General features: G+C 62.4%; 23 protein-coding genes. 11 read left to right on the forward strand and 12 right to left on the reverse strand.

The genetic code is table 11. From position 1 onward, the window contains the following. Positions 1-381 precede the first annotated feature (381 nt). The 4 genes from ACFPLB_RS13715 (at position 382) to ACFPLB_RS13730 (ending at position 2103) form a co-directional block, all read left to right on the forward strand. Positions 382-693 (forward strand): DUF736 domain-containing protein, encoded by a 312-nt coding sequence (locus ACFPLB_RS13715; RefSeq protein ID WP_239801972.1) that lies wholly within the window; start codon positions 382-384, stop codon positions 691-693. A gap of 118 nt (positions 694-811) precedes the next feature. After that, a complete protein-coding gene (locus tag ACFPLB_RS13720; protein ID WP_186400791.1) occupies positions 812-1081 on the forward strand; it encodes a type II toxin-antitoxin system prevent-host-death family antitoxin in 270 nt (89 codons plus the stop codon). A 66-nt stretch (positions 1082-1147) separates the two neighbouring features. Then, positions 1148-1384, forward strand: coding sequence for a hypothetical protein (locus ACFPLB_RS13725; RefSeq protein WP_378230565.1), 237 nt, complete (start codon positions 1148-1150; stop codon positions 1382-1384). 68 nt (positions 1385-1452) lie between these two features. Beyond that, positions 1453-2103 carry a DUF924 family protein gene (locus tag ACFPLB_RS13730; protein ID WP_378230567.1) on the forward strand — a complete coding sequence of 217 codons (651 nt, stop codon included), beginning with the start codon at positions 1453-1455 and terminating at the stop codon, positions 2101-2103. Positions 2104-2148: 45 nt separating this feature from the next. Here ACFPLB_RS13730 and ACFPLB_RS13735 read toward each other — a convergent pair whose 3' ends face one another. The 6 genes from ACFPLB_RS13735 to ACFPLB_RS13760 all read right to left on the reverse strand — a co-directional run bounded on the left by ACFPLB_RS13735 (position 2149) and on the right by ACFPLB_RS13760 (position 8087). Next, on the reverse strand, positions 2149-4059 hold the full coding sequence (locus ACFPLB_RS13735) for a heavy metal translocating P-type ATPase (RefSeq protein ID WP_378230569.1): 1911 nt from the start codon (positions 4057-4059) through the stop codon (positions 2149-2151). Between the two features lie 63 nt (positions 4060-4122). Beyond that, the gene (locus ACFPLB_RS13740) at positions 4123-4503 is read right to left on the reverse strand and encodes a hypothetical protein (RefSeq protein ID WP_378230571.1); all 381 of its coding nucleotides are present in this window, start codon (positions 4501-4503) and stop codon (positions 4123-4125) included. A gap of 14 nt (positions 4504-4517) precedes the next feature. Continuing rightward, positions 4518-5210 (reverse strand): ABC transporter ATP-binding protein, encoded by a 693-nt coding sequence (locus tag ACFPLB_RS13745; RefSeq protein WP_378230573.1) that lies wholly within the window; start codon positions 5208-5210, stop codon positions 4518-4520. A 1-nt stretch (position 5211) separates the two neighbouring features. Next, positions 5212-6345 (reverse strand): ABC transporter permease, encoded by a 1134-nt coding sequence (locus tag ACFPLB_RS13750; RefSeq protein ID WP_378230575.1) that lies wholly within the window; start codon positions 6343-6345, stop codon positions 5212-5214. Beyond that, positions 6342-7487 (reverse strand): efflux RND transporter periplasmic adaptor subunit, encoded by a 1146-nt coding sequence (locus tag ACFPLB_RS13755; protein ID WP_378230577.1) that lies wholly within the window; start codon positions 7485-7487, stop codon positions 6342-6344. Before ACFPLB_RS13755 ends, ACFPLB_RS13750 begins: the two co-directional genes overlap by 4 nt. 3 nt (positions 7488-7490) lie before the next feature. Next, positions 7491-8087: a TetR/AcrR family transcriptional regulator gene (locus tag ACFPLB_RS13760; RefSeq protein ID WP_378230579.1), complete on the reverse strand. Its 597-nt coding sequence runs from the start codon at positions 8085-8087 to the stop codon at positions 7491-7493. A 97-nt stretch (positions 8088-8184) separates the two neighbouring features. Between ACFPLB_RS13760 and ACFPLB_RS13765 the strand changes: the two genes are divergently transcribed. Next, the gene (locus ACFPLB_RS13765; protein WP_378230688.1) at positions 8185-8364 is read left to right on the forward strand and encodes a hypothetical protein; all 180 of its coding nucleotides are present in this window, start codon (positions 8185-8187) and stop codon (positions 8362-8364) included. 141 nt (positions 8365-8505) lie between these two features. Here ACFPLB_RS13765 and ACFPLB_RS13770 read toward each other — a convergent pair whose 3' ends face one another. Continuing rightward, positions 8506-8769 carry a WGR domain-containing protein gene (locus ACFPLB_RS13770; protein ID WP_378230581.1) on the reverse strand — a complete coding sequence of 88 codons (264 nt, stop codon included), beginning with the start codon at positions 8767-8769 and terminating at the stop codon, positions 8506-8508. 84 nt (positions 8770-8853) lie between these two features. After that, on the reverse strand, positions 8854-9318 hold the full coding sequence (locus ACFPLB_RS13775) for a thermonuclease family protein (RefSeq protein WP_378230690.1): 465 nt from the start codon (positions 9316-9318) through the stop codon (positions 8854-8856). Between the two features lie 640 nt (positions 9319-9958). Here ACFPLB_RS13775 and ACFPLB_RS13780 point away from each other — a divergent pair. Then, the gene (locus tag ACFPLB_RS13780; protein ID WP_378230583.1) at positions 9959-10408 is read left to right on the forward strand and encodes a DUF3846 domain-containing protein; all 450 of its coding nucleotides are present in this window, start codon (positions 9959-9961) and stop codon (positions 10406-10408) included. 126 nt (positions 10409-10534) lie between these two features. Here the strand turns inward: ACFPLB_RS13780 and traG are convergent, their stop codons facing one another. From traG to traC, 3 genes are read right to left on the reverse strand one after another with little or no spacing between them, the layout of a single operon-like run. After that, positions 10535-12487: a Ti-type conjugative transfer system protein TraG gene (gene traG / locus ACFPLB_RS13785; RefSeq protein WP_378230585.1), complete on the reverse strand. Its 1953-nt coding sequence runs from the start codon at positions 12485-12487 to the stop codon at positions 10535-10537. Further along, positions 12474-12689, reverse strand: a complete 216-nt coding sequence (traD, locus tag ACFPLB_RS13790) for a conjugal transfer protein TraD (protein ID WP_133676038.1) — start codon at positions 12687-12689, stop codon at positions 12474-12476. The genes traG and traD overlap by 14 nt, the downstream gene beginning before the upstream one ends. A gap of 4 nt (positions 12690-12693) precedes the next feature. After that, positions 12694-12957 carry a conjugal transfer protein TraC gene (gene traC, locus ACFPLB_RS13795; protein WP_378230587.1) on the reverse strand — a complete coding sequence of 88 codons (264 nt, stop codon included), beginning with the start codon at positions 12955-12957 and terminating at the stop codon, positions 12694-12696. 253 nt (positions 12958-13210) lie between these two features. Here traC and traA point away from each other — a divergent pair, with 253 nt between their 5' ends. The 5 genes from traA (at position 13211) to ACFPLB_RS13820 (ending at position 20065) form a co-directional block, all read left to right on the forward strand. Beyond that, entirely contained in the window at positions 13211-16789 is a 3579-nt protein-coding gene (gene traA, locus ACFPLB_RS13800; RefSeq protein WP_378230590.1) for a Ti-type conjugative transfer relaxase TraA, read from the forward strand. Continuing rightward, positions 16786-17319 (forward strand): conjugative transfer signal peptidase TraF, encoded by a 534-nt coding sequence (traF, locus tag ACFPLB_RS13805; RefSeq protein ID WP_378230591.1) that lies wholly within the window; start codon positions 16786-16788, stop codon positions 17317-17319. The genes traA and traF overlap by 4 nt, the downstream gene beginning before the upstream one ends. Then, the gene (locus tag ACFPLB_RS13810) at positions 17282-18475 is read left to right on the forward strand and encodes a conjugal transfer protein TraB (protein ID WP_378230593.1); all 1194 of its coding nucleotides are present in this window, start codon (positions 17282-17284) and stop codon (positions 18473-18475) included. The genes traF and ACFPLB_RS13810 overlap by 38 nt, the downstream gene beginning before the upstream one ends. A 14-nt stretch (positions 18476-18489) precedes the next feature. After that, positions 18490-19095, forward strand: a complete 606-nt coding sequence (locus ACFPLB_RS13815) for a lysozyme family protein (RefSeq protein ID WP_378230596.1) — start codon at positions 18490-18492, stop codon at positions 19093-19095. A 232-nt stretch (positions 19096-19327) separates the two neighbouring features. After that, positions 19328-20065 carry a helix-turn-helix transcriptional regulator gene (locus ACFPLB_RS13820; RefSeq protein WP_378230598.1) on the forward strand — a complete coding sequence of 246 codons (738 nt, stop codon included), beginning with the start codon at positions 19328-19330 and terminating at the stop codon, positions 20063-20065. Here the strand turns inward: ACFPLB_RS13820 and ACFPLB_RS13825 are convergent. Beyond that, the gene (locus ACFPLB_RS13825; protein ID WP_378230600.1) at positions 20049-20390 is read right to left on the reverse strand and encodes a transcriptional repressor TraM; all 342 of its coding nucleotides are present in this window, start codon (positions 20388-20390) and stop codon (positions 20049-20051) included. The genes ACFPLB_RS13820 and ACFPLB_RS13825 overlap by 17 nt on opposite strands. Positions 20391-20778 lie beyond the last annotated feature (388 nt).

Raw genomic sequence — 20778 nt, forward strand, 5'->3', positions numbered from 1 at the left:
CGCCAATATCGAAGACGCTGGCTAAGATGAAGCGATCAGGCTGCTGGCTTTGATGCGGATTTCATCGGCGTGCCCAGGGCAGGCGTGCGGATACCATGACGGTGCGTCCTTTCCTCGAACGTGTGGCCGCCCCTTTCTGCGGCTCGATTGGGCATGTCTGACCTGAAACCGGCTTCGCCTCGATCGTTCTCCCGCAACGGCCGTTCACGACTTTCTTCCCCTGGCGCTGCGCGCCATTCCTGGCGGTCCAAGAAAGCCGCTTCCGGCCGCCCTCCATTGCATTGCGGCCTCTTCGAGGTGCGGTCCGATCGTCTCCGGTCTTTCGACTGCCATCAAGGCCGCGAAGGGCGCGGCCCGAACAAAGCGAAAAGGAACACCACCATGGCTACCATCGGCACCTTCACCAGCACCGCCAACGGCTTCACCGGCACGATCAAGACCCTCAACCTCAACGTCAAGGCGCGCATCGAGCGGGTCGAGAACCCCTCCGACAAGGGCCCTCACTTCCGCCTCTACTCCGGCGCAGTGGAACTGGGCGCAGCCTGGCAGAAGACCGCCAAAGAGAGCGAACGCGACTATCTCTCGGTCAAGCTGGACGATCCGAGCTTCCCGGCTCCCATCTACGCCACCCTGATCGAGGTGGACGGACAGGACGGCCTCCAGCTGATCTGGTCCCGGCCGAACCGGGACTAAGGTTCCCGGCCCAGCTGGCCCCGCCACCAGGCGGGGCCATTTCCGCGGAAGGTACAGATATTGCAGCAAAGACGGCAATGCTGTATATAACGACTATCAAAGCAAGCTGGAGTTGCCGATGTCCGGATCAAACAGCACATTCACGACCAGCGACTTTTCCCGAAAGTCAGGCGACATCATCGCCGAGGCGCTGCGCCGCCCGGTGACGATCACCCAGCGCAACAAACCGCGCCTGGTGATCCTTAATATCGAAGATTACGAACGCATGCGCCGCCAGGCCGATACCAGAATGGTGGGCACGCTCGAAACCATGCCCGACGCGCTTCTTGATGAAATGGCCGAAGCCATCGAGGCCTATGCCGACGATAATGAGGGCGGCCGGTCTTGAGTTTCGAGGAAATCCAGGCCGCCAGCGTTGTCCGCTACCCCTATCGGTGGGTTCGCGAAGCCGGTCATGGCGAATTCCGGTGCGACGCTACGCAATATACGCCAGAACTTGGCCATTTCGTTGCCTGCTATGGCCGGACTGCTGGCGGGCGTGTTCAACGGCGATGTCCATATGGTTGAGGGTATGCTGATCCATCAGCTTGCAGTGCTGGTGGTGACCGCGAACGCCATTCGCTTTCTTAGCGTCCCGCGTGGTCCCGGCGGGTGCCAATTTGTGCCGGCAGCGGTGCCCGCGACCGCTTAGGTGATTGTTCTTCATAGAAAATTCCGTTTCCGTACCCATGGCACGGGAGCGTTTTCATGGGGGATGACATGACCGATAGCAATAATGCCAGACAGATCGGCGAGGTTCTGGATTTCTGGTTCCCTGAGGACCGCGCACTGGATATCGACCCTGACCGCCATGCCGAGCACTGGCGCTGGCGGATGCATGGCGGCGCGGACGGAACGATTGCGGCGCGCTTTGGCCCGCTGACCGAACGCGGCGCGGCGGGGGCGCTGAATCATTGGGCAGGGACGCCCGAGAGCCGGCTGGCGCTGATCGTGGTGCTGGACCAGTTCCCGCGCTCGCTGTGGCGGGGCAACCCGCGGGCCTGGGCGCAAGACCTGGCGGCATTGGCGCAGGCGCTGGAAGGGTTGGAAAACGGAGACTGGGACGCACTTGACCTGCCGTGGTTCCAGATCGCCTTCACCCAGCCCCTGGGCCATGCAGAGGGGTCGGACCATCTGACCCGCATCGACCGGCTGATCGCCCTGCGCCGCGACATCGCCGCCCGCGCGCCCGCGCCGTTGCGGCCGCTCTATGCCTCGCTCGTCGATCAAGCGGAGCAGGTGCACCGCATCATCGCCAGCTTTGGCCGCCACCCGCACCGCAACGCCATTCTTGGCCGTAGATCGACGCCCGAGGAGGAAGCCTATCTGGAAAAGGGCGCGTTTCCGCATCTGCGCGTCTTTCGGGGGTGAGCGCATCCCCACGGTTCAGGTAGGCTGCGCGACACCCGCCAGCGCCTAGCCGGCAACAGACGCCTTCGGCTGGCGGATCGGGTCGGACAGCAACCGTAGGCCATTCAGCACCACAAGCACGGTTCCGCCTTCATGGCCGATCACCGCCAGCGGAAGCGGCAGGTCAAGGAACAGGCCGCCGAAGACCAGCACCACCATTGCACCAATGGCAAAAGTCAGGTTCTGCCGGATGATCCTCGATGCACGGCGGGAAAGACGGTGCGCGTCGGCCAGCCGCTCCATGTCCTCCGACAGCAGTGCGACGTCGGCTGCCTGGAGCGCGACCTCGGAGCCGGCGGCGCCCATGGCGATGCCGACATCCGCGCGAGCAAGGGCCGCCGCGTCGTTGACGCCGTCGCCGACGAAGGCGATTTTGCCGGTTGCGGCCAGTTCGCCGACCTCGCGCACCTTGTCCTGCGGCAACATCCCGGCAAGTATCTCATCGGGCTCGATCCCGAGTTCCCGGCCGATGCGCAGCGCCACCGGTTGCCGATCCCCGGTCATCATGACGATCCGGCGCACGCCGCTGTCGCGCAGGGCGGCCAGCGCCGAAGCGGAGCTTGCCCTGGCCTCGTCCGCCACGCTGACGGCGCCCAGCACCGTCGCGCCGCGCCCGAGATAGACGACTGTATTGGCGCCGTCCGCAAGCGCCTGCAAAGCGGGGTGCTCGATCGAGGCATTCATTTCCTCGACAAGGTAGGCATTGCCGGCCCAGACCGGCCCACGTGCGTCGACACCTTCGATGCCGATGCCTGGTCGAGCGGTCACGTCGACGACGTTTGCCGCATCGAGCCCGCGCGCAGCGGCCTCACGACGAACCGCCGCCGCGAGGTGATGCTCAGAATGTGCCTCGATCCCGGCCAGCAGCGACAGGAAGCCGTCCTCATCGCCATTCAGCGCCACCATCCCGGTGACCTCGGCCCGGCCAGTGGTCAGCGTTCCGGTTTTGTCGAAGGCAAAGGTATCGACCGTAGCCAGCGTTTCCAGTGCGCCGCCGCCCTTGAACAGCACACCACCGCGTGCCGCCGCCGACAGGGCCGAGAGGATCGCGGCGGGAACCGAGATGACGATGGCGCAGGGGCTGGCCGCGACCAGCAGCGTCGCCGCGCGGTAAAGCGCGATCTCCCAGTCCCGTCCCAGAATATAGAAAATGGCAAAGGCAACCGCCGCGCCCGCCAGAACCGCAATCGTGTAACGCTGCCCGAACCATTCGCTGAAGCGTTCGGAGGGGGCACGGGCGGCTTGAGCCTCCGTCACCAGTCGGATCATGCGGGCAATGGTGCTATCGCCGACCGTGCGTGTGACGGCCATGTCCATGATGCCGTCGAGATTGACTGTCGCTTCGAAGACCTGCGCGCCGACCTCCTTGGAGACTGGCATCGATTCGCCGGTGATGTTGGCCTCATCGATGCCGCCGCGCCCGGCGACGATCACGCCGTCTGTTGGCACCCGCGCTCCGGGCCGCAGCACCACCACATCGCCGATCGCTAACGCCGAGGCGGCAATCTCCTCGATCGCGCCGCCGGGGGTCTTGCGCAGCGCGGTTTCGGGGCGCAACGCCATCAGCGCCTCAATGGCGCGCCGCGCCCGACCGAGCGCGCGGTCCTCCAGCGTGGTCGAGATGCTGAACAGCGTCAGCAACACCGCCCCCTCAAACGGGGCGCCGACGATGGCTGCGGCGATGGCGGCCACGATCATCAGCAGATCGATGTCGAGCACACGCTCGCGCCAGAGCGCGGCGAGCGCGCGCCACGCAGTCGGCAGACCACCCGCCGCGTAGACGAGCACCAGTCCTGGAAGTTCCAGAACGCCGAGAGCGTCATTCAGGGGCCATTTGCCAATCGTTGCCATCGCCATGCCGAGGACGGTGGCAAGTGAAAGGACCAGTGACAGGTCAATCGACGGTAATCGCTTCATATCGGGTTCCTGGCTGGCGCAGTCGCGGCCTCGGCCGCCGGTGCTGGCTGGGTACGGGAATTGTCAGGCGGCTTTTCCGCGCCGCAATGCAAAGGCTGCAATGGCGATCCAGGCAGTTGTACGCAAGACCATCGCGCCCATCGTGCGCGGCTCCCATGCGCCGCCGGAGCCGACATGCCACAGGAACGCAACGAAGACCGCAGCCGTCGCGGCGGCAATGGCAAGCGACAGCATCGGTGCCCATCCGGCGCCGCGCCACAGGCCGACCCCGGCGAGAACATAGGCAAATCCCGCGACGAAATTGAATCGCAGCACGAAAGGCACAACCGCCCCCATATCCACATTGCCGAACAGCGCCCTGCCGCCCGAAAGAATAGTCATAAGACCGAAAGCCATCGCGACGACGGCGGCTATCTTCAGGGTGCGGGATCGTTTTGCAAGCATGGAGCGGCTCCGGATCAGGCGTCGGCAATGCGGCCGTCGCGCAGGTGGATCAGGCGGTCGAAACGGTCGAAGATCTTTTCATCATGGGTGACGGTGACGATGCAGGCTTCCTGCTCGACGGCAAGCTTGCGCATCAGGTCCATCACTAGCCCGGCCCGCGCGCCGTCAAGCGCCGCGGTAGGTTCGTCGGCCAGGATGATGCGGGGGCGGTTGGCCAGCGCGCGCGCGATCGCCACGCGCTGCGCCTCGCCGCCCGAGAGCAGCGCGGGCTTGACCTTGGCGCGGTGGCCGACTTCCAGATAGTCCAGCAATTCGCGTGCCCGCGCCTGGCCTTCCTCGGTCGTGCGGCCGGCAAGGGCCAATACGACCGCGACGTTTTCTTGCGCCGTGAGAAAAGGCAGAAGATTGTGGGCCTGGAAGATGAAGCCGATCTTGTCGAGCCTGAGACGCCTGAGATCGCGGCGCAGCCATTTGCCGTCGAACACCGGCTCGCCGTCCAGAACCACCCGTCCCGCCGAGGGGGCAAGGATGCAGCCGATGATGTTGAGCAGCGTCGTCTTGCCCGAACCGGAAGGGCCGAGCAGTGCGATCACCTCGCCGGCCCGCACGGTCAGATCGACCGAGCGCAGGGCATCGACGCGGGTTTCGCCCTCGCCGAAATGCTTAGCCACGCCCGAGACTTCGATGAGGATATCGCCGAGCGCCATGTCAGCTCCCGAGCGCCGTGGCGGGATCGACCTTCATCGCCGCTCGAACGCCGAGCGCCGAGGAGAGCAGGCAGACGGCGGCAATGATGCCGGCAAGCACCATGGCATTGAACGGTTCCAGCACGACGCGGCGTGGGAAATAGTCCTTCACGCTGAGGATCAGCATCAGGCCGATGCCCCAGCCCGAGGCGCCGAGGATCAGCGCCTGTTGCACGATCAGCGCGACAATGGTGCTGTCGGGGGCGCCGATCAGCTTCAGCGTGGCGATCTGCTTCAGTTTTTCCATCGTCATCGTGTAGATGATGAGCGCGATCACCACGGCGCTGACGGAAAGCAGGATGCCGAGGAACAGGCCGATCTGGCGGCGCGCCTTGTCGACCACCGAGACAAGCAGCAGTTGCTCCTGTTCGGCCTGAGTTACGGCCGCGAGATGTTTCCACTGGCGCACGGTGGCGGTCAACAGATCGACATCGGCTCCCGGCGACAGACGGGCGATCACGGCGGCGACGGACGCCGATTTGACGGAAACGGCGCCGCGTGCGGCCTGCACCCGCTGAGCAGACGGATCGAGTTCGGTCTGAAGCGCCATCGCATCTGCGAGCATCACATAGACTGCCGGGTCGCCGCCTGAATTCATGGCGCCCTCGACGAGCCCGACCACGGTGAAGCGGTTGCGCCCGAGCCGGATCGTTTCGCCGGGCAGAAGACCGGTCTTGCGGTCGGCGATCAGTTCGAAATGGCTGGCGCCGATGCCGCGTCCCTCGGTGATCGTCAGCGGCCCGCCGGGACGGCCCTGTTCGTAACCGACGACGTAGAGCCTGAGTGTGCGCCCGGCGTGGGAGGCCTCGACGTTCTGATAGTTGACCGCGCCCGCCTCGCTCACGCCGGGCATTCGCGCGATCGCATCGCGCGTATCGGCGGGAATGCTGGATGCTTCCGCGAACGGGCCCTTGGTCCCAGCCTCCACGACCCAGACATCGGCCGCTGGCGCTTTCACCACCGCCAGCGCGTCCGAGACGAGGCCGTTGTAGATGCCGATCATCGCCAGCACAACCGTCATCAAAAGCCCCAGCCCGAAACAGGTCAGCACAAAGCGGAACAAGCCGTGGCGGATGTCCTTGAGCGCAAGGTTCATGGCACATCCTTAAGGCGGGCGCGCCGGCCCTCCGCTGCGCCCTTCGGTAGTTGGGCGACGATTGCGGCTCCTTTTGGCAGGCCGCCCGTAACTTCGACGCGGCCGCGATCGTCGCGGGCGCCGAAGGTCAGTTCCACCCGCGCGAGGCGTCCGTCCCGCACCGCCCACACCGTGCCGCGATAGCCGTCGAAGCCGGCGATCGCCACCTCGGGCACCATCAGTGCGGTCGCACGCGTGCCGGTCAGGATACGTACCTCGGCCTGTTCGCCGAGGAACATGTCAGCAGGACAGTCAAAACAGGTCAGCCAGACGCGGCGTTCCTCGTTCACCCGGTCGCTTTCAACGCCGATGCGGGCAATGGAGCCGTGGAACTCAGCCGAAGGCTGCGACCGCAACCGGATCGCGCCGGACTGGCCAAGAGCAAGCTGGCCGGCACGTTCTTCATCGACATAGGCTTGAATCCAGATGGTGGCCGGGTCGATCAGGGTGAAGATCGGATCGCCGGCCTTCACCACCGTCCCCGGCTCTGCATGGCGGGCGACGACCAGCGCATCGTAGGGCGCGACCAGCCGGTGATGGGCGAGAAGGGCTTCCTCCTGTCGCAGAGCCGCTGCCGTGTCCAGGCCCTGCGCCCGGATCACAGCCAGATCGGCTTCCGCTACCGCCAGATCGGCTCGCGCCACGTCCTCATCTCGTTGGGCCTCCTCGGCACGCTGGGCCGAGGCGACGTCGCGCTGCACCAGCCCCTGCTGACGACGATTCGCCGTCTCGCGCTCCGCGAGCACCGCGCGGGCGCGTACGACTGCGGCATCGGCCTTGGAGAGATTGGCCATATTGGCCGCCACTGCCGCGTGGGCGCGCGCCACCCGCGCCTCCTGCTCGGCAGAGTGAAGGATGGCTAGCTCCTGTCCCCGGATCACGCTATCCCCGGCATCGGCGGTAAGAGAGATCAGGGCTGCACCGACCTCGAAGCCGACACGGCTGAGAATCCGCGCCTCGACGGTGCCGAGTCCGTAGATACGAAGGGCGACATCGCGTTCAGGTTGGACGACCGTCACCGCCAGCGGCCGTTCGGTGAAGAATAGAAAGCCTGCTCCTAAAACCAGGACCAGAAGAATGCCCGAAAGCCAGATGCGCCGCATCACCTATTCTCCTATTGCAGCCAGAAGGCGGCATTGCACGTCGAACAGCCGCAACCCCTCTTCGCGCAGGTCGAAATCGCGCGCACCGAGCGCCCAGCGGATTGCCACACCCTGCACGAGCGACGTCAGAAGCACCGCCACATCGTCCGGCATGACGTCACCCCGCAGCTCCCTTGCTTCTTGTCCCGCACTGATCTCGCGCGCGAGCAGGCGGTGAAAAGCCTTGAGCGTGCTGTTGAACGTGGCGCGCAGCTCGGCATTGGTGACATTCAGCTCGCGCGAGAACAGCAGCATGGGAAGTGCGGGGGTGGCAGCGATCTGCGCGAACTGTGCGGAAATCAGTGTCTTCAACCTGACGATCGGGGTGCCTTCGAGGCGCAATGCCCTCTTCCACGCCGTTGCCAGCCCCTCGGCCACATGCTCCGCAGTGGCCTGCCACAGTACGGCCTTGGTCGGGAAGTGCCGGAACAGCGCGGCCTGCGTGACGCCGATCTGCGACGCGACAGCCCCCGTCGTTACCCGGTCCGGCCCGATTCGGTCGGCTAGGTAGAGCACGGTGGCTACGATCTCGGCCTTGCGAAGCTCCGCTGTTTTTCGCACGGGGCGTTCCGTTAGTTAGTGAGTAATCACAAACATATTTAGACAATCGGATGGAATGCGTCAATCACCGAGCATTTTCTGCATGCCTTGATTGCCGATACACTGGAAACTAGGTGACAAAAAGGAAGTCGGCCTACGAGCGCGGCGAGAGCTGCGGAACGCTGTTTACCGGGACGAGCGCCGCTGGATCGAGGATGAGCTTGTGATGGCGCTTGCCGAGCGTGAGGCGATCTGGGCTGAGCAGGAAGGTGTCGTCGGCAGCGCGCCGCCCGTCTAGGTCGGCGTTGCGCCCAAAGGCGCAAGCGCCTGCCGCGCAAGACCGGCGAACCGATGGCCACAATGGATCGGCCGCGTCAGCAATGTCGTGCTTCTGCCGCTGCTGCGCGGAATGGACCCTTCGCCCATGCCGTGATCGAAGTCAGCTGTTCCGGGCCGTTCCGGATGCGGTATAGCCCCGCCGCCGCTTGGCGCGTTCGAGACGCAGTGAGGCGGCTGCGGCCTCATCCTCGCTGTCGAAGGTCTCCATCATCGACTGGCCATTGGTTCCGATGCGGCCCCAGTTGCGGATGACCGACGCGCCGCCGAACAGGGTCGGCTGGATCGCGAGCGTATAAAACCGACGCATGTTCTGCGTCGGGTCGATGCGTTGGAGATGAACCGGGCCGGCGTCCTCTTTTTCCATAGAAGGAGTCTCGCCTCCGGCGAAATCGGCGTCAAACAACTTTCCTGAATCGAACCGGCTCGACCGATTCATTGCCGTGATGGGTCAACGGCACCAGCTCCGGCGCACGCCATCCCACCGACGCGCCAAACCCTCGCCCACCAGTATCTCACCAATCGAGCGCCCGTCGCGCACCACGGTGCGCAACTTGCGGCCATACTGATCTTCGTCGCGCGTCCCCGCGACGAGCGAGAACGGCCCAGCGTTCATAAGTTCGCGCAGCCGGCGCTTGGCGGCTTCACCTTTGATGCGTTCTTCCTCGCAACGCGGGGGATTGATCTCCGGTGTGTCGATATCGGCGATCCGGATCCTTTCTCCTGAGAGCCAGAATGTGTCGCCATCGACGATGCATGTGACACGGCGGCCCTCGCCACAGAAGGAAAACGTCGCGCGCAGCATGTCGGCTTGGGAGATGGCGGCGGCAGGCGCCGGCTGGCCACCTTCCTGATAAAGATGCGCGCCATATATCCCCGCGGCAACAAGGACGACAATCGCCCAGGCCCATTTCAGATTGAAACCACGCCCGGTCGGGCGACTGCTCCGATTATGCCTGGTGGGGCGGGTTGATCTTTTCCTGCCGTAGTGCGGGTTTCGCTTCTTCCCACCGCCCTCGATACGGATGTTTCTGTTCAAACGATTCGATGCCTCTTCCTGCCTGCTGCGCGATGATTGCGGCGATGGGTTACGATCTGCTTCCGGGCTTGGTGACGCTTACTGCTTCCGGAAGAAAGGCGACTGGGCGAGACCCCTTCAGGGTACGGCTCTATTCGCTGCGCTCACCGAACTCGCTGACGCGGTTTCAGCCCATGCGGGTGACGATCCTCTCGCGGCGCGACATGGAACGGTGTGGCGCCGGTGACGCGGTACGGCAGCGGTCGAGGATCCACGAAGGGGTTGAGCCGGCTGGTCGCCGGAAGCGGACACGGCCCCTGGCGGGGCCGTGATTGCACTCACTCTGCCGGCCAATGATACGGGCCGCGCCCATCGCCCCAAGGACGAGCGGTCCCCCCGATTTTGCCGTCGGTCGCTGAAGCGTCCGGCAACAAAACCGGCTCCCCCACTCGCCGCTTCGCGGCCGCAGAAGCGGTCCTTGACCCGATGTCCGACTTGCCCGGGTCGGTCTCCGTCATCGCAATGAAAGGAGACCAGCATGACAAATATCCTCACTGCCTATCTCGTGGAAGTCGAGCGTCGGACGATCCGGATTGTCACGATCGATCCCGGTGACATTCTTGCCGAAATCCGTCGCCAAATCGGATGTGAACTTATCGATATGGTTCGCATCGACCGGAACCATTGCATCGCCGTTGATGACAATGGCCTCACCGACGAGCTGCCCTGTTTCACCGAGCTGAAAGGCTACGGTAGCCCGCTCGCGGGAAACCTGCTGATCATTGGCACCGATGCGGCTGGCGAGACGGTATCGCCAAGCCATGCGATCGAAGATAACGCGGCGATGTTGATGATCCGGTATCCGGTTCTGTCGCCGGAATTCGAGATGCTCAATGGTCCAACCGTCTTTGGAAGCCGCGTAAGCGGGCTTTCCGTCAAGCTGATCGGGGCGATCCCAACCGTCCTCACTGAAGAGCGTGCACACTGATGCACGAAAGAGGCAGGCGGCTTCGGCCGTCTGCCGCATTTCTTTCTTTCGGATGCAAAACTGAGGTTCGGGGCATCCGAATTCTTCGTTGGTCTACATATGGCGCAACCCGACTCTGCCAGAACGTCAAGGGACGGTGCTGGCGCGCTGAGCCTCATGCCTCTCCCCCTTCCGGTGAAATCTGTTTTCGCCGACGGCCGACTTCATGTCGTTTCGCCGGAACCAGATCGCGCGGCCGCATCGCAGCGGCGCATTCCCGGCCGTGAAGATGATCTGCTCGTCACCGCGCATGCGCAGGACCTCCTCGGGGAGGACCAGCGGTCGCGATGCCAGTTGCTTGGATCGTGTTCGGGACGATCCCGACATCTGCGAGGACCGGCTGACCTGGTCGACCTCGACAGTGGTGTTGCCGCAACGGCGGGAGATGTAGTCTGCCGTTTCCGGATCGTTGATCGCCGCGAACGATACCCAGGATGCGCTTTCGAACCATTTGCTTGTCGCGTCGCGCCCACCATAGGCTTCGCGCATCTGACCGATCGACTGAAACAGCAGCACCAGGCTGATGCCATATTTGCGCCCAGCATCGCGGGCGGTTTCGAGGATCCGCAGATAGCCGAGCCGCGCCACCTCATCGAGGAGGAACAGCGCCCGCCCGTTCATTTCTCCATTCCGGTTGTAGATCGCGTTCAGCAGCGCACCGATGATCGTGCGCGCCAAACCCGGATGCGTCTCCAACGTCTTGAGGTCGAGATTGACGAAAATGTCGGTCTTCCCTTCGGCGATAGCATCGGTCGAAAAACTCGATCCGGAGACGAGCGCGGCATAGTTCGGATAGCTCAGCCAATGGGTCTCCTTGACGGCATTGGCATAAACGCCGGAAAACGTCTCCGGCGTCATGGCGATGAAGGGGGCGACATTCTCCTTGACGAACTCGGATTCGGAATTGTCGTAGATCCTTTGCAGCCGCTCGCGCAATTTCGGCTCCGGCTCTGAGAGGTTCGCCCGCATCTGGCGCAGATGCTGGTTTTCTTTTTCCGTATGACCCGAGAGGCAGACATCGGCGATCAGCGCGGTGATGAGCTGCAGGGCCGAAGCCCGGAAGAAGTCGTCGCGGATCGAGGTGGATCGCCCGGTATCGGTCACCACCCAACTGGCGACCGCAACCACATCCTCTTCCTTGGTGCCCCCGAACCGCCCGATCCAGTCCAGCACATTGAATCCGGTTGCCGGATCCTTTGGATCGAGGACGAAGACGTCCCGGCCGGCCTTGCGCCGATGCGCAATCACCATCGGGGCAACCTCATTGGACGGGTCGAGGGCAACGAGGCCGCCACCCCATTTCAGCGCAGTCGGCACGGTCACCGATGTCGTCTTGAACCCGCCCGATCCGGCAAAGACCAGCCCGTGTGTCGAGCCGAAGGACGCATCAAAGCACAGGAGCGGCGATCGACCGCCCGCGCCCCATGTCTCAGCGGCGTCGGAGCGGAATCCGCGATCGGCGACGACGTCCTTGTCGACGCGGTAGGCCTCCCCGACTACAACACCCCCGGCATCGGGAAAGAGACGCTTCGCATCGCTGACGCCCATCCATGCGGCTTCGCCATGGATCGCACGTTTCCCACGAATGCGGCGGGGCGCAGCGGCGGCGAAGGCGGCATTGCCACGAAGGGTGACCCGTAGCGAGAACACGCCGGCGACCATGGCCAGCATCGCGCCGATGGCGGTTGCCGGGTCGACATAGTTGATGATCGTGCTTCCCACCGGTACATCGCCGGCGAAGGAGGCCAGCCTGACGACTTCCCGGATCGCCGCGAGGGAAACGACCATGACAGTCGCGAGCAGCACGCCCGTCCCCGCGAAGCGGATGGCGGCTGCGCCCTTGGCGGCGAAGAGGAATACGATGCCGCTCCCTGCCGCCGCGACGTAGGGCAGAGCAATGCCTACCCGGCCCAGAGCGAGCCGGGAGTCTGGTGTCGTGCCGAAGCTCGCGGTCCACTGCTCGATGCCAATGAGCAGGATGACTGCCATCGCCATGATCACACTGGGCGCGACCAGCAGCGCGATCCTAGTCGGGGTCATGGGTAAACGCCCTTTCCCCGATAGCGAGCAGTCGGGCGCGCTCATTGCCATCGGCCTTGATCCGGCTGGCGCCGTCGATCAGCAGGCCGAGCAGCAGAGCGCGCTTCTCATAGCGCAATCCGGCCTTGGCGATGAGGCCGCCAAGCTGGATTTTCTCGCGTGTGTCCTTCTTCCGATCCTCGGACTGGCTGGCTTGTCGCATGCGCTCAAGCCTCCCCACCCGACCCCGCAGCCGCGCCAGGCGCGACCGGCGCAGGAGCCGACTTGCCCGCCCGACCTCCGCCCTTACGAAACTTCCCTGTCAGGTCGTCGAATGCCGCCACCAGGTCGGCGTCATCGATCTCGATTTCGCCGAGCCCGGCTTTCAGCGCCAGTCTCCCGATGCGCTCGGCTTCGCGTGTTTCGGCGGCTTTCAGTTGCTCCTGGAGTCTGGCGATTTCTTCCCTGATCCTTGACGACGGTTTCTTCATTCCGGTGGCTCCCTTTCTGTCCATCTGCCGTTGGCAGGGACAAGAATTACCCGGGAGGGCGCGAAGCGCACCCCGGCAAAAATGCCGGGTCGGCGGAGCCGACGCTTTCTGAAATCATCCCGGCGTTCCAAAGGAATGCTCCAAGGGCGCAATTATACGTCGCTGGCGCGACGCGTTTGCTTGTCCGTCCTCTGGCCGGCCCGTGAGCTGCCTTCGGTGCGTTGGATCAACCGGATGAAGGGGCGGCGCTGCCGTGGCCATTGCGCATTTCTCTGCCAGCATCGTCAGTCGTGGTAACGGCCGCAGCGCCGTGCTGTCGGCGGCCTACCGGCATTGCGCGAAGATGGATTTTGAGCGCGAGGCCCGGACCATCGACTATTCGCGCAAAGCTGGCCTCCTGCACGAAGAGTTCATGGCCCCGGCAGATGCCCCGGACTGGCTCCGGGTAATAATCGCGGATCGCTCGGTCGCCGGCGCGTCCGAGGCGTTCTGGAACAAGGTCGAGGCGTTTGAGAAACGCGCCGATGCGCAGCTCGCCAAGGACCTGACCATCGCCCTGCCGCTGGAGCTGTCGGCCGAACAGAACATCGCTCTCATGCGAGATTTCGTGACGAGCCAGGTTCTCGGCAGAGGCATGGTCGCCGATTGGGTCTATCACGACAATCCGGGTAATCCGCATGTTCACCTGATGATGACGTTGCGCCCGCTGACGGAAGACGGCTTCGGCGCAAAGAAGATCGCGGTGCTCGGAGCGGACGGCCAGGCGCTGCGGACGAAGGCCGGCAAAATCCAGTATGAGCTGTGGGCCGGTGGAACCGCAGACTTCAATGCGTTCCGTGATGCCTGGTTCGAGCGGCTCAATCACCATCTGGCGCTCAATGGGATTGATTTGCGTGTCGATGGTCGCTCCTACGAAAAGCAGGGCATCGATCTGGTGCCGACCATTCATCTCGGTGTCGGCGCAGCAGCTATGGATCGGAAGGCGAAAGCCGAGGGCGCGGCGATAGAACTGGAGCGGATCGAACTCTTTGAAGCGCGACGCGCCGAGAACACCCGGCGCATCCAGCTCAGTCCGGAACTGGTGCTTGATCTTGTCAGCCGCGAAAAAAGCGTCTTCAATGAGCGCGATATCGCGAAAGTGCTGCATCGCTATGTCGATGATGCAGGTCTCTTCCAGAACCTGCTGTCGCGGATACTGCAGAGCCCCGACATCCTGCGGCTGGAGCGCGAACAGGTCTCGCTGGCGACCGGCAGACGCGAGCCGGCAAAGCTGACAACGCAGGAACTGATCTGGATCGAGGCCGGCATGGCGTCGCGGGCGATCTGGCTTTCCCGTCGCTCGTCGCATGGAGTCAGAAGCACTGTTCTGGAAAACACCTTCGCGCGTCATGCGCGACTGTCGTCCGAGCAGCGTGCGGCGATCGAGCATGTTGCCGGGGCCAGCAGGATTGCGGCCATCGTCGGGCGTGCCGGTGCCGGCAAGACCACCATGATGAAAGCCGCACGCGAGGCGTGGGAAACGGCCGGCTATCGTGTTGTCGGCGGCGCGTTGGCGGGCAAGGCCGCTGAAGGGCTGGAAAAGGAAGCGGGCATTGCAGCCCGGACGCTGTCGTCATGGGAGTTACGTTGGCGACAAGACCGGGAGCAGCTTGATGAGAAAACCATCTTCGTTCTCGATGAAGCCGGCATGGTGTCATCGCGGCAGATGGCGCTCTTTGTCGAAGCCGTCACAAAGGCTGACGCCAAGCTTGTCCTCGTCGGTGATCATGATCAGCTCCAGCCGATCGAGGCGGGTGCGGCGTTTCGGGCGATTACGGAGCGTATCGGCTATGCTGAACTCGGGCTCATCTACCGCCAGCGCGAGACCTGGATGCGGCAGGCATCTACCGATCTTGCCGGTGGCCGGATCGGTTCAGCACTTGCTGCCTATGACGATGCCGGCATGGTCAGAACCGAATGGAGCCGCGATGAGGCCATCGCCTCGCTGATCAGCGACTGGAACCACGATTACGATCCGACGAGGACCGCTCTGATCCTGGCGCATCGCCGTGCTGATGTGCGGCTGCTTAACGAACGCGCGCGAGAAAAACTCGTCGAACGCGGTATTGTCGGTGAAGGCTTTGCTTTCAGGACCGAGGATGGAAGCCGCAACTTTGCCGCCGGCGACCAGATCGTGTTCCTGAAGAACGAAGGGTCGCTCGGCGTCAAGAACGGCATGCTGGCCAAGGTCGTCGATGCATCGGCCGACCGCATCGTGGCGGCGATCGGGGAGGGTGACGATCGCCGTGAGGTCGTGGTCGAACAGCGGTTCTACGCCAATGTCGATCACGGCTATGCGACGACAGTGCACAAAAGCCAGGGCGCCACCGTCGACAGTGTGAAAGTGCTCGCGTCACGCACGCTTGATCGTCACCTGACCTATGTTGCGCTTACCCGCCATCGCGATGATGCAAAACTTTATGTCAGCTTGAGTGAATACACGCAGCGCGGCGGTATTCTCGTCGATCATGGTGTCGCGCCTTATGAGAACAAGCCCGGCAACCGCGACAGCTATTTCGTGACGCTGGAAACCGGTGAGGGGAAACAGAACACAATCTGGGGCGTCGATCTCGAACGTGCCATGAAAAAGGCCGCACCCGAAATCGGGGATCGGATCGGCCTTGAGCATGAAGGTTCAGAGCCCGTCGTGCTCCCGAACGGTGAGATGGTCGAGCGTCATGCCTGGAAGGTAGTCGATGTCCGGGCGCTCGCCCTTGAGCGGCTCACCGAGCGACTGTCGCGTGACGGATCAAAGGAAACCACGCTCGACTATGAAGGCGCTTCTTCCTATCGCGCGGCGCTGCGTTTTGCCGAGAACCGCGGGCTCAATCTCATCAATGTGGCCCGGACCATTGTCCGCGACCGGCTCGACTGGACCGTGCGGCAAAAGCAGCGCCTTGGCCGTATCGGTTCCCGTCTGGTCGCTCTGGCGGGCCGACTGGGGCTTGTTACCGGCGCACAGCAACATGTCCCTTCCAGTCAGATCAGGGAGATCGAACCCATGGTTGCCGGCATCACCATCTTCCCGAAATCAGTCGAACAGGCCGCCGAGGACAAGCTTGCGGCCGACCCGGCACTGAAGGCGCAGTGGGAGGAAGTCTCGACACGCTTTCGTCTGGTCTATGCGCAGCCGGAAGCAGCGTTCAGCGCTGTCAATGTCAACGCCATGCTCAAGGACCCGGCGCTTGCCAAAGTCACGGTCGAGAAAATTGTCAGCGAACCGGAAGGCTTCGGGGCCCTCAAGGGCAAGACTGGCCTGCTTGCCAGCAGGGTCGACAAGCAGGATCGTGAAACCGCCCGCGTCAATGCCCCGGCATTGGCTCGCAACCTCGAAAATTACCTGCGCCAGCGTGGCGAAGCCGAACGCAAGCACGAAGCCGAAGAGCGTACCCGTCGTCTGAAGGTCTCGGTCGACATTCCAGCGCTTTCCGACAATGCACGAAACGTGCTCGAGCGCGTCCGAGACGCCATCGATCGCAACGATCTCCCAGCGGCTCTGGGCTTTGCGCTGGCTGACAGAATGGTCAGAGCCGAGATTGACACGTTCAACAAAGCGGTGTCCGAGCGGTTCGGCGAGCGCAGCCTTCTCTCCAACGCTGCGAAAGATGCGACTGGTCCTGCGTTCGAAAAGCAGGCCTTCGGCATGTCGCCGGGTGAGCGCCAGAAACTGGCAACGGCATGGCCGATGATGCGGGCTGGCCAGCAGCTTGCCGCCCATGAACGAACGACCCAGGCTCTCAAGGAGGCTGAGGCACTGCGTCAGACCCAGCGCCAGTCGCAGGTGCTGAAATGACAATTCAGGTGCGGCGTGCCGCCATCGTGTTGTCGGCGATCGTCACGCCAATCCTGATGTTCACCACATTCTGCGGGTTCGGGTTTCGTCTTAATCTGACACCGAGCTATCCGCTCGGGCTTTGGCAGATTGTCCCTATGGATCGCCCGATAGCCACCGGGGATCTCGTCTTCATCTGCCCGCCGGAAAACGCCGCCTTCTCAGAAGCTCTCGAGCGCGGTTACGTCCGGCGGGGCCTTTGCCCGGGCTGGTTGAGTCCGCTCATCAAGACAGTGGTTGCACTGCCCGGCCAGCACGTCGCCGTCGACGATAGTGTCACAATCGAGGGCAGCGTTCTGGTGCATTCCGACATTCGCAGCACCGATGCTGAGGGCAGGGCGCTTTCTTCCTGGTCCGATGGAATTGTGCCCACGGGTCACCTCTTCCTTCATTCCACTTTCGCAGGTTCCTATGACTCGAGATATTTTGGCCCGATCCCTGCTTCCGGCGTTCTTGGCCTCGCCCGGCCAATCCTTACGGTCGCACCCTGAACTCGTAAAACCGGCATTGCTCATCATCGCGGCAATCGTCATCGGCATGATTGGCTGGAGCGGCAATCCTTATTATCTTGCCGTGGCCATGCTGTTCCCGGCTCTCTGGGCGATGACGCGGACGCGGACAGGCGCAGCGCTGGTTGCCGCCGGGTATTTCCTCGCCGCGTCACACGGCCTGCCGCAGGGGGTCATCAATTTTTACGGTGGCGGCATCGGAGCGGGACTTGCGCTCTGGGTTGCAGCATCGGCTGGTTTTGTGCTCGTTCATGCCGTGCTCTGGACCAAGCGGCCGGGATGGGGCCGGGCGGCTCGCTATGGCATCGCAATGGTGCTGATGAGCCTACCACCTTTCGGTATTGTCGGATGGGCGCATCCGATCACGGGTGCCGGTATGGTGTTTTCCGGATGGGGATGGCTAGGTCTGGTAGCTGCCGCGATCGGCCTTCTGGCGATGACAACCAGAATCTGGCCGATCACGGCGCTCGCGATCGCCGTTCTATGCTTATGGTCCGCAACAACCTGGACGCCTCCGGGCGCCCCTGAAGGATGGGTTGGTATCGACACGCAGTTTCGTGGCGAGAACGGACAATATGCCGACTATGCGCAGCAGGTCGAAACCATCGACCTTGTCATGGATGCAGCCGAAGATGGTGCGCGGGTTGTTGTATTACCGGAAAGTTCAGCAGGCATCTGGACGCCGACGACAGCGCGCCTCTGGGGCAGGGCCTTCACTGATAGTGGCCTGACCGTCATCGCCGGCGCAATCATCGTTGATGCCGCAGGCTACGACAATGTCATGGTGGAAATTTCCGGCAAGGGATCTCGGATTCTCTACCGTGAGCGGATGCCGGTGCCGGTGTCGATGTGGCAGCCCTGGCGGAGACTTGTCGGTGAGCCGGCAGGAGCACGAGCGCATTTCTTCGACAATCCAGTTGTCGAAATCGATGGCCACAGGATCGCCCCGCTGATCTGCTACGAGCAACTCATCATCTGGTCGATCCTGCAATCTGCCTTGTACAGCCCGGACGTCATTGTTGCGACGGGCAATGGCTGGTGGACCGAAAACACCAACATCGTTGCCATCCAGCGAGCAAGTGCGACCGCTTGGGCGCGATTGTTTTCGCTTCCGCTCATCATCTCATTCAACACTTGAAAGAAAGGCTCGCCATGATCGAGGCCGCGCTGATCCATCAATGTGCTGACCCCCAGATCGAGATCGCAATTGTCGAGCGCTTTATTGCTGTGGTGGGATCGGACAATCCCCTTTCCGTAACCATCACGTCCGGTGACAGGATTATCCTGCCACAGGCGCCGCAAAATGCGGATGCTGCAGTGAGTTTGATCCGGCGTTTCGTCGGTCAGGCTACGGTACGTGTTGGGGTCACCCAATATCCCGCAGGCTACGGCGTTTCAGATGCGACGGAAATCCCGGCGGATCTGGTCGACGCCTGTCAGAACATCCGCATGGGTTCGGCACTATTCGGCAAGGTCTATTGGATTGTTGCCCACGCACGTGGAGAGGCAGGTCCCGGCACATTTCGGGAAGCACTCGCAGCCTGGCGGACGGGAATTTTTGAGGACGCTTATGTCTTTGGCGAAGCAGACCCTGGACCGCTTTCTGGTGAGGAGGATACCTCGATGGAGAATACACCAGAAGTGATAGAAGGTTCAGAGTCGGATCGCGCACCGATGTCAGAACAGAACTTCGATCCATATGCTGCCGGCATACGCGTCGATCTTTCCACGCTCAAAGGGCAGAAAAACCATGAATAACATGATGTTGTGCTACAATTTCCAGCCTTTAGCTACTGCGGGCGAGCAGCCCGGTAACGCCGATGTGACCGGGAACAGTCGATTTGTCGCGGATGCAGATTGAGTTCCTGAGGTTTCAAAACCAAAATGGCTAAAGAATTTCACCGCTTAGAGACGCCGCGAAGTCTGGAACAGGAGGTAAACTCGTAGGAGTTCGATAATCGCGGCAAAGTGACGTCGTGAGGAGGACGAAATGCAACCTGCAAGGCGAATAAACCCCTTGTCGGACCAGATTTCTGGCTTGCTCGAAGCGCTAGAACTCAACCGCGACGAACGTGCGGTACGTGCCGCGTTGCATAAATTCACGGTCGCTGCGGGACTGCAACGTTTTGCCTATGTCGGGGTCAGCAGCGATGGGGCTCGTACTCTCACCGATCTGCCGCAGGTGTGGGAGGACTATTATCTCGACGCGCAACTATCGATCGTCGATCCGGTGGTGAGACATGCCCGCAAGACGGCTGCGCCGTTCTGGTGGTCATTGGCGCGAATGGATTTGACTGAGCCTGTTGCACGAAAATATCGCGACGAGATCGGCGATTTCGGCGTCGTGTCCGGTATGACGATCCCCATGCGTGCCGGGTTCGGGAGAATGGCTATGCTGACGTTCATGTCCGAATGCGACATGGACGCGCCGTATAATATCGCCGCGCTTAAATCTGCCGTGGCGGCTGTCGCCTACACTCACATGCACGTATCCAGTGTGGATTTCGCCGCACGCCAGATGCTTTCCAACCCGCTGACCCCGAGAGAACTCGACTGTGTCATGTGGACTTCGATGGGCAAGACAAAAGCGGAAATTGCCCAGATGCACGGGATTACCGAAAGGACGGTCAGGTTTCATATAGAAAATGCTCAAGCCAAGCTGAACGCCACCAATGGGCCTCATATGGTACGAATTGCTCTCGAGCGCGGGCTCATTCCTCTTCGCTAGGGCCTTCCTGATCAATGATCGGGATGTAGCCGAGCCGGTCTGTCAGCGCTGCGACAAGGTTCATCTGGGCCTGGTGCCTTTTCAGGGCGTTGAGGTAGGTGCGCTCAAGCTCTTTCAGTCGGCAGTGTTCGCTGGCGAGCGCAGATTTTGCCTGTTCCCATTGCTGATGGGCATCTTCTGCGCATTGTAGCAGGCGGCGATATTCTCTGATCGCCTCGATCACAAGGGTCAAAAGCTGATCGTTATCGAGTGGAGCGATCAATGGGTCGAGTTTTTCGGACAGATCGGTAATCTGAACCTTTAGCGAAGGGTCTCGCATTGTCATTCGACCTTCAGGGTGGGTGATTTGCGGTACGCCCCCGCAATCGATAATCCTGTGAACCCAAGCCGGGGTTTCGAAACTGCGTCCACCGCAGCCCTGTGACCTTTAGTACCGAGGCACCTGGACATACGTCGCAGGACCCCGGCCAATGGCCATAGGATCGCGGCGCCGTAACGGCCGGCACCAACCGGTGGACAGGGGTTTCGAAGCCCCAAAGCGGCGCGTACCGCCTCAAGGAAACAATATGAAACAAAACGTTAAAGTTCCAGCGTGAATGAGCATCGAACGAAAAATTCGTTCGAGCGTACATTAAAATGATGACGAGAGCGGGAATCTCTACCCATGACCCTGATCGTTCGATAGCTGCTAGCGTAGACTGACGTGTGTGCGC

This window comes from Aquamicrobium segne, from assembly GCF_042656785.1.
In the GTDB taxonomy this organism is placed as follows: domain Bacteria; phylum Pseudomonadota; class Alphaproteobacteria; order Rhizobiales; family Rhizobiaceae; genus Mesorhizobium; species Mesorhizobium segne.

What these genes read in the sequence shown, in the direction of transcription:
- ACFPLB_RS13730 (WP_378230567.1), top strand. Translation starts at nt 1,453, where the DNA reads ATGACCGATAGCAATAATGCCAGACAGATCGGCGAGGTTCTGGATTTC.
- ACFPLB_RS13745 (WP_378230573.1), bottom strand. Translation starts at nt 5,210, where the DNA reads ATGGCGCTCGGCGATATCCTCATCGAAGTCTCGGGCGTGGCTAAGCAT.
- ACFPLB_RS13825 (WP_378230600.1), bottom strand. Translation starts at nt 20,390, where the DNA reads ATGACAATGCGAGACCCTTCGCTAAAGGTTCAGATTACCGATCTGTCC.
- traG (WP_378230585.1), bottom strand. Translation starts at nt 12,487, where the DNA reads ATGACCCCGACTAGGATCGCGCTGCTGGTCGCGCCCAGTGTGATCATG.
- ACFPLB_RS13735 (WP_378230569.1), bottom strand. Translation starts at nt 4,059, where the DNA reads ATGAAGCGATTACCGTCGATTGACCTGTCACTGGTCCTTTCACTTGCC.
- ACFPLB_RS13780 (WP_378230583.1), top strand. Translation starts at nt 9,959, where the DNA reads ATGACAAATATCCTCACTGCCTATCTCGTGGAAGTCGAGCGTCGGACG.
- traF (WP_378230591.1), top strand. Translation starts at nt 16,786, where the DNA reads ATGACAATTCAGGTGCGGCGTGCCGCCATCGTGTTGTCGGCGATCGTC.
- ACFPLB_RS13770 (WP_378230581.1), bottom strand. Translation starts at nt 8,769, where the DNA reads ATGGAAAAAGAGGACGCCGGCCCGGTTCATCTCCAACGCATCGACCCG.
- ACFPLB_RS13720 (WP_186400791.1), top strand. Translation starts at nt 812, where the DNA reads ATGTCCGGATCAAACAGCACATTCACGACCAGCGACTTTTCCCGAAAG.
- traC (WP_378230587.1), bottom strand. Translation starts at nt 12,957, where the DNA reads ATGAAGAAACCGTCGTCAAGGATCAGGGAAGAAATCGCCAGACTCCAG.
- ACFPLB_RS13820 (WP_378230598.1), top strand. Translation starts at nt 19,328, where the DNA reads ATGCAACCTGCAAGGCGAATAAACCCCTTGTCGGACCAGATTTCTGGC.
- ACFPLB_RS13740 (WP_378230571.1), bottom strand. Translation starts at nt 4,503, where the DNA reads ATGCTTGCAAAACGATCCCGCACCCTGAAGATAGCCGCCGTCGTCGCG.
- traD (WP_133676038.1), bottom strand. Translation starts at nt 12,689, where the DNA reads ATGCGACAAGCCAGCCAGTCCGAGGATCGGAAGAAGGACACACGCGAG.
- ACFPLB_RS13750 (WP_378230575.1), bottom strand. Translation starts at nt 6,345, where the DNA reads ATGAACCTTGCGCTCAAGGACATCCGCCACGGCTTGTTCCGCTTTGTG.
- ACFPLB_RS13725 (WP_378230565.1), top strand. Translation starts at nt 1,148, where the DNA reads ATGGCGAATTCCGGTGCGACGCTACGCAATATACGCCAGAACTTGGCC.
- ACFPLB_RS13755 (WP_378230577.1), bottom strand. Translation starts at nt 7,487, where the DNA reads ATGCGGCGCATCTGGCTTTCGGGCATTCTTCTGGTCCTGGTTTTAGGA.
- ACFPLB_RS13715 (WP_239801972.1), top strand. Translation starts at nt 382, where the DNA reads ATGGCTACCATCGGCACCTTCACCAGCACCGCCAACGGCTTCACCGGC.
- ACFPLB_RS13815 (WP_378230596.1), top strand. Translation starts at nt 18,490, where the DNA reads ATGATCGAGGCCGCGCTGATCCATCAATGTGCTGACCCCCAGATCGAG.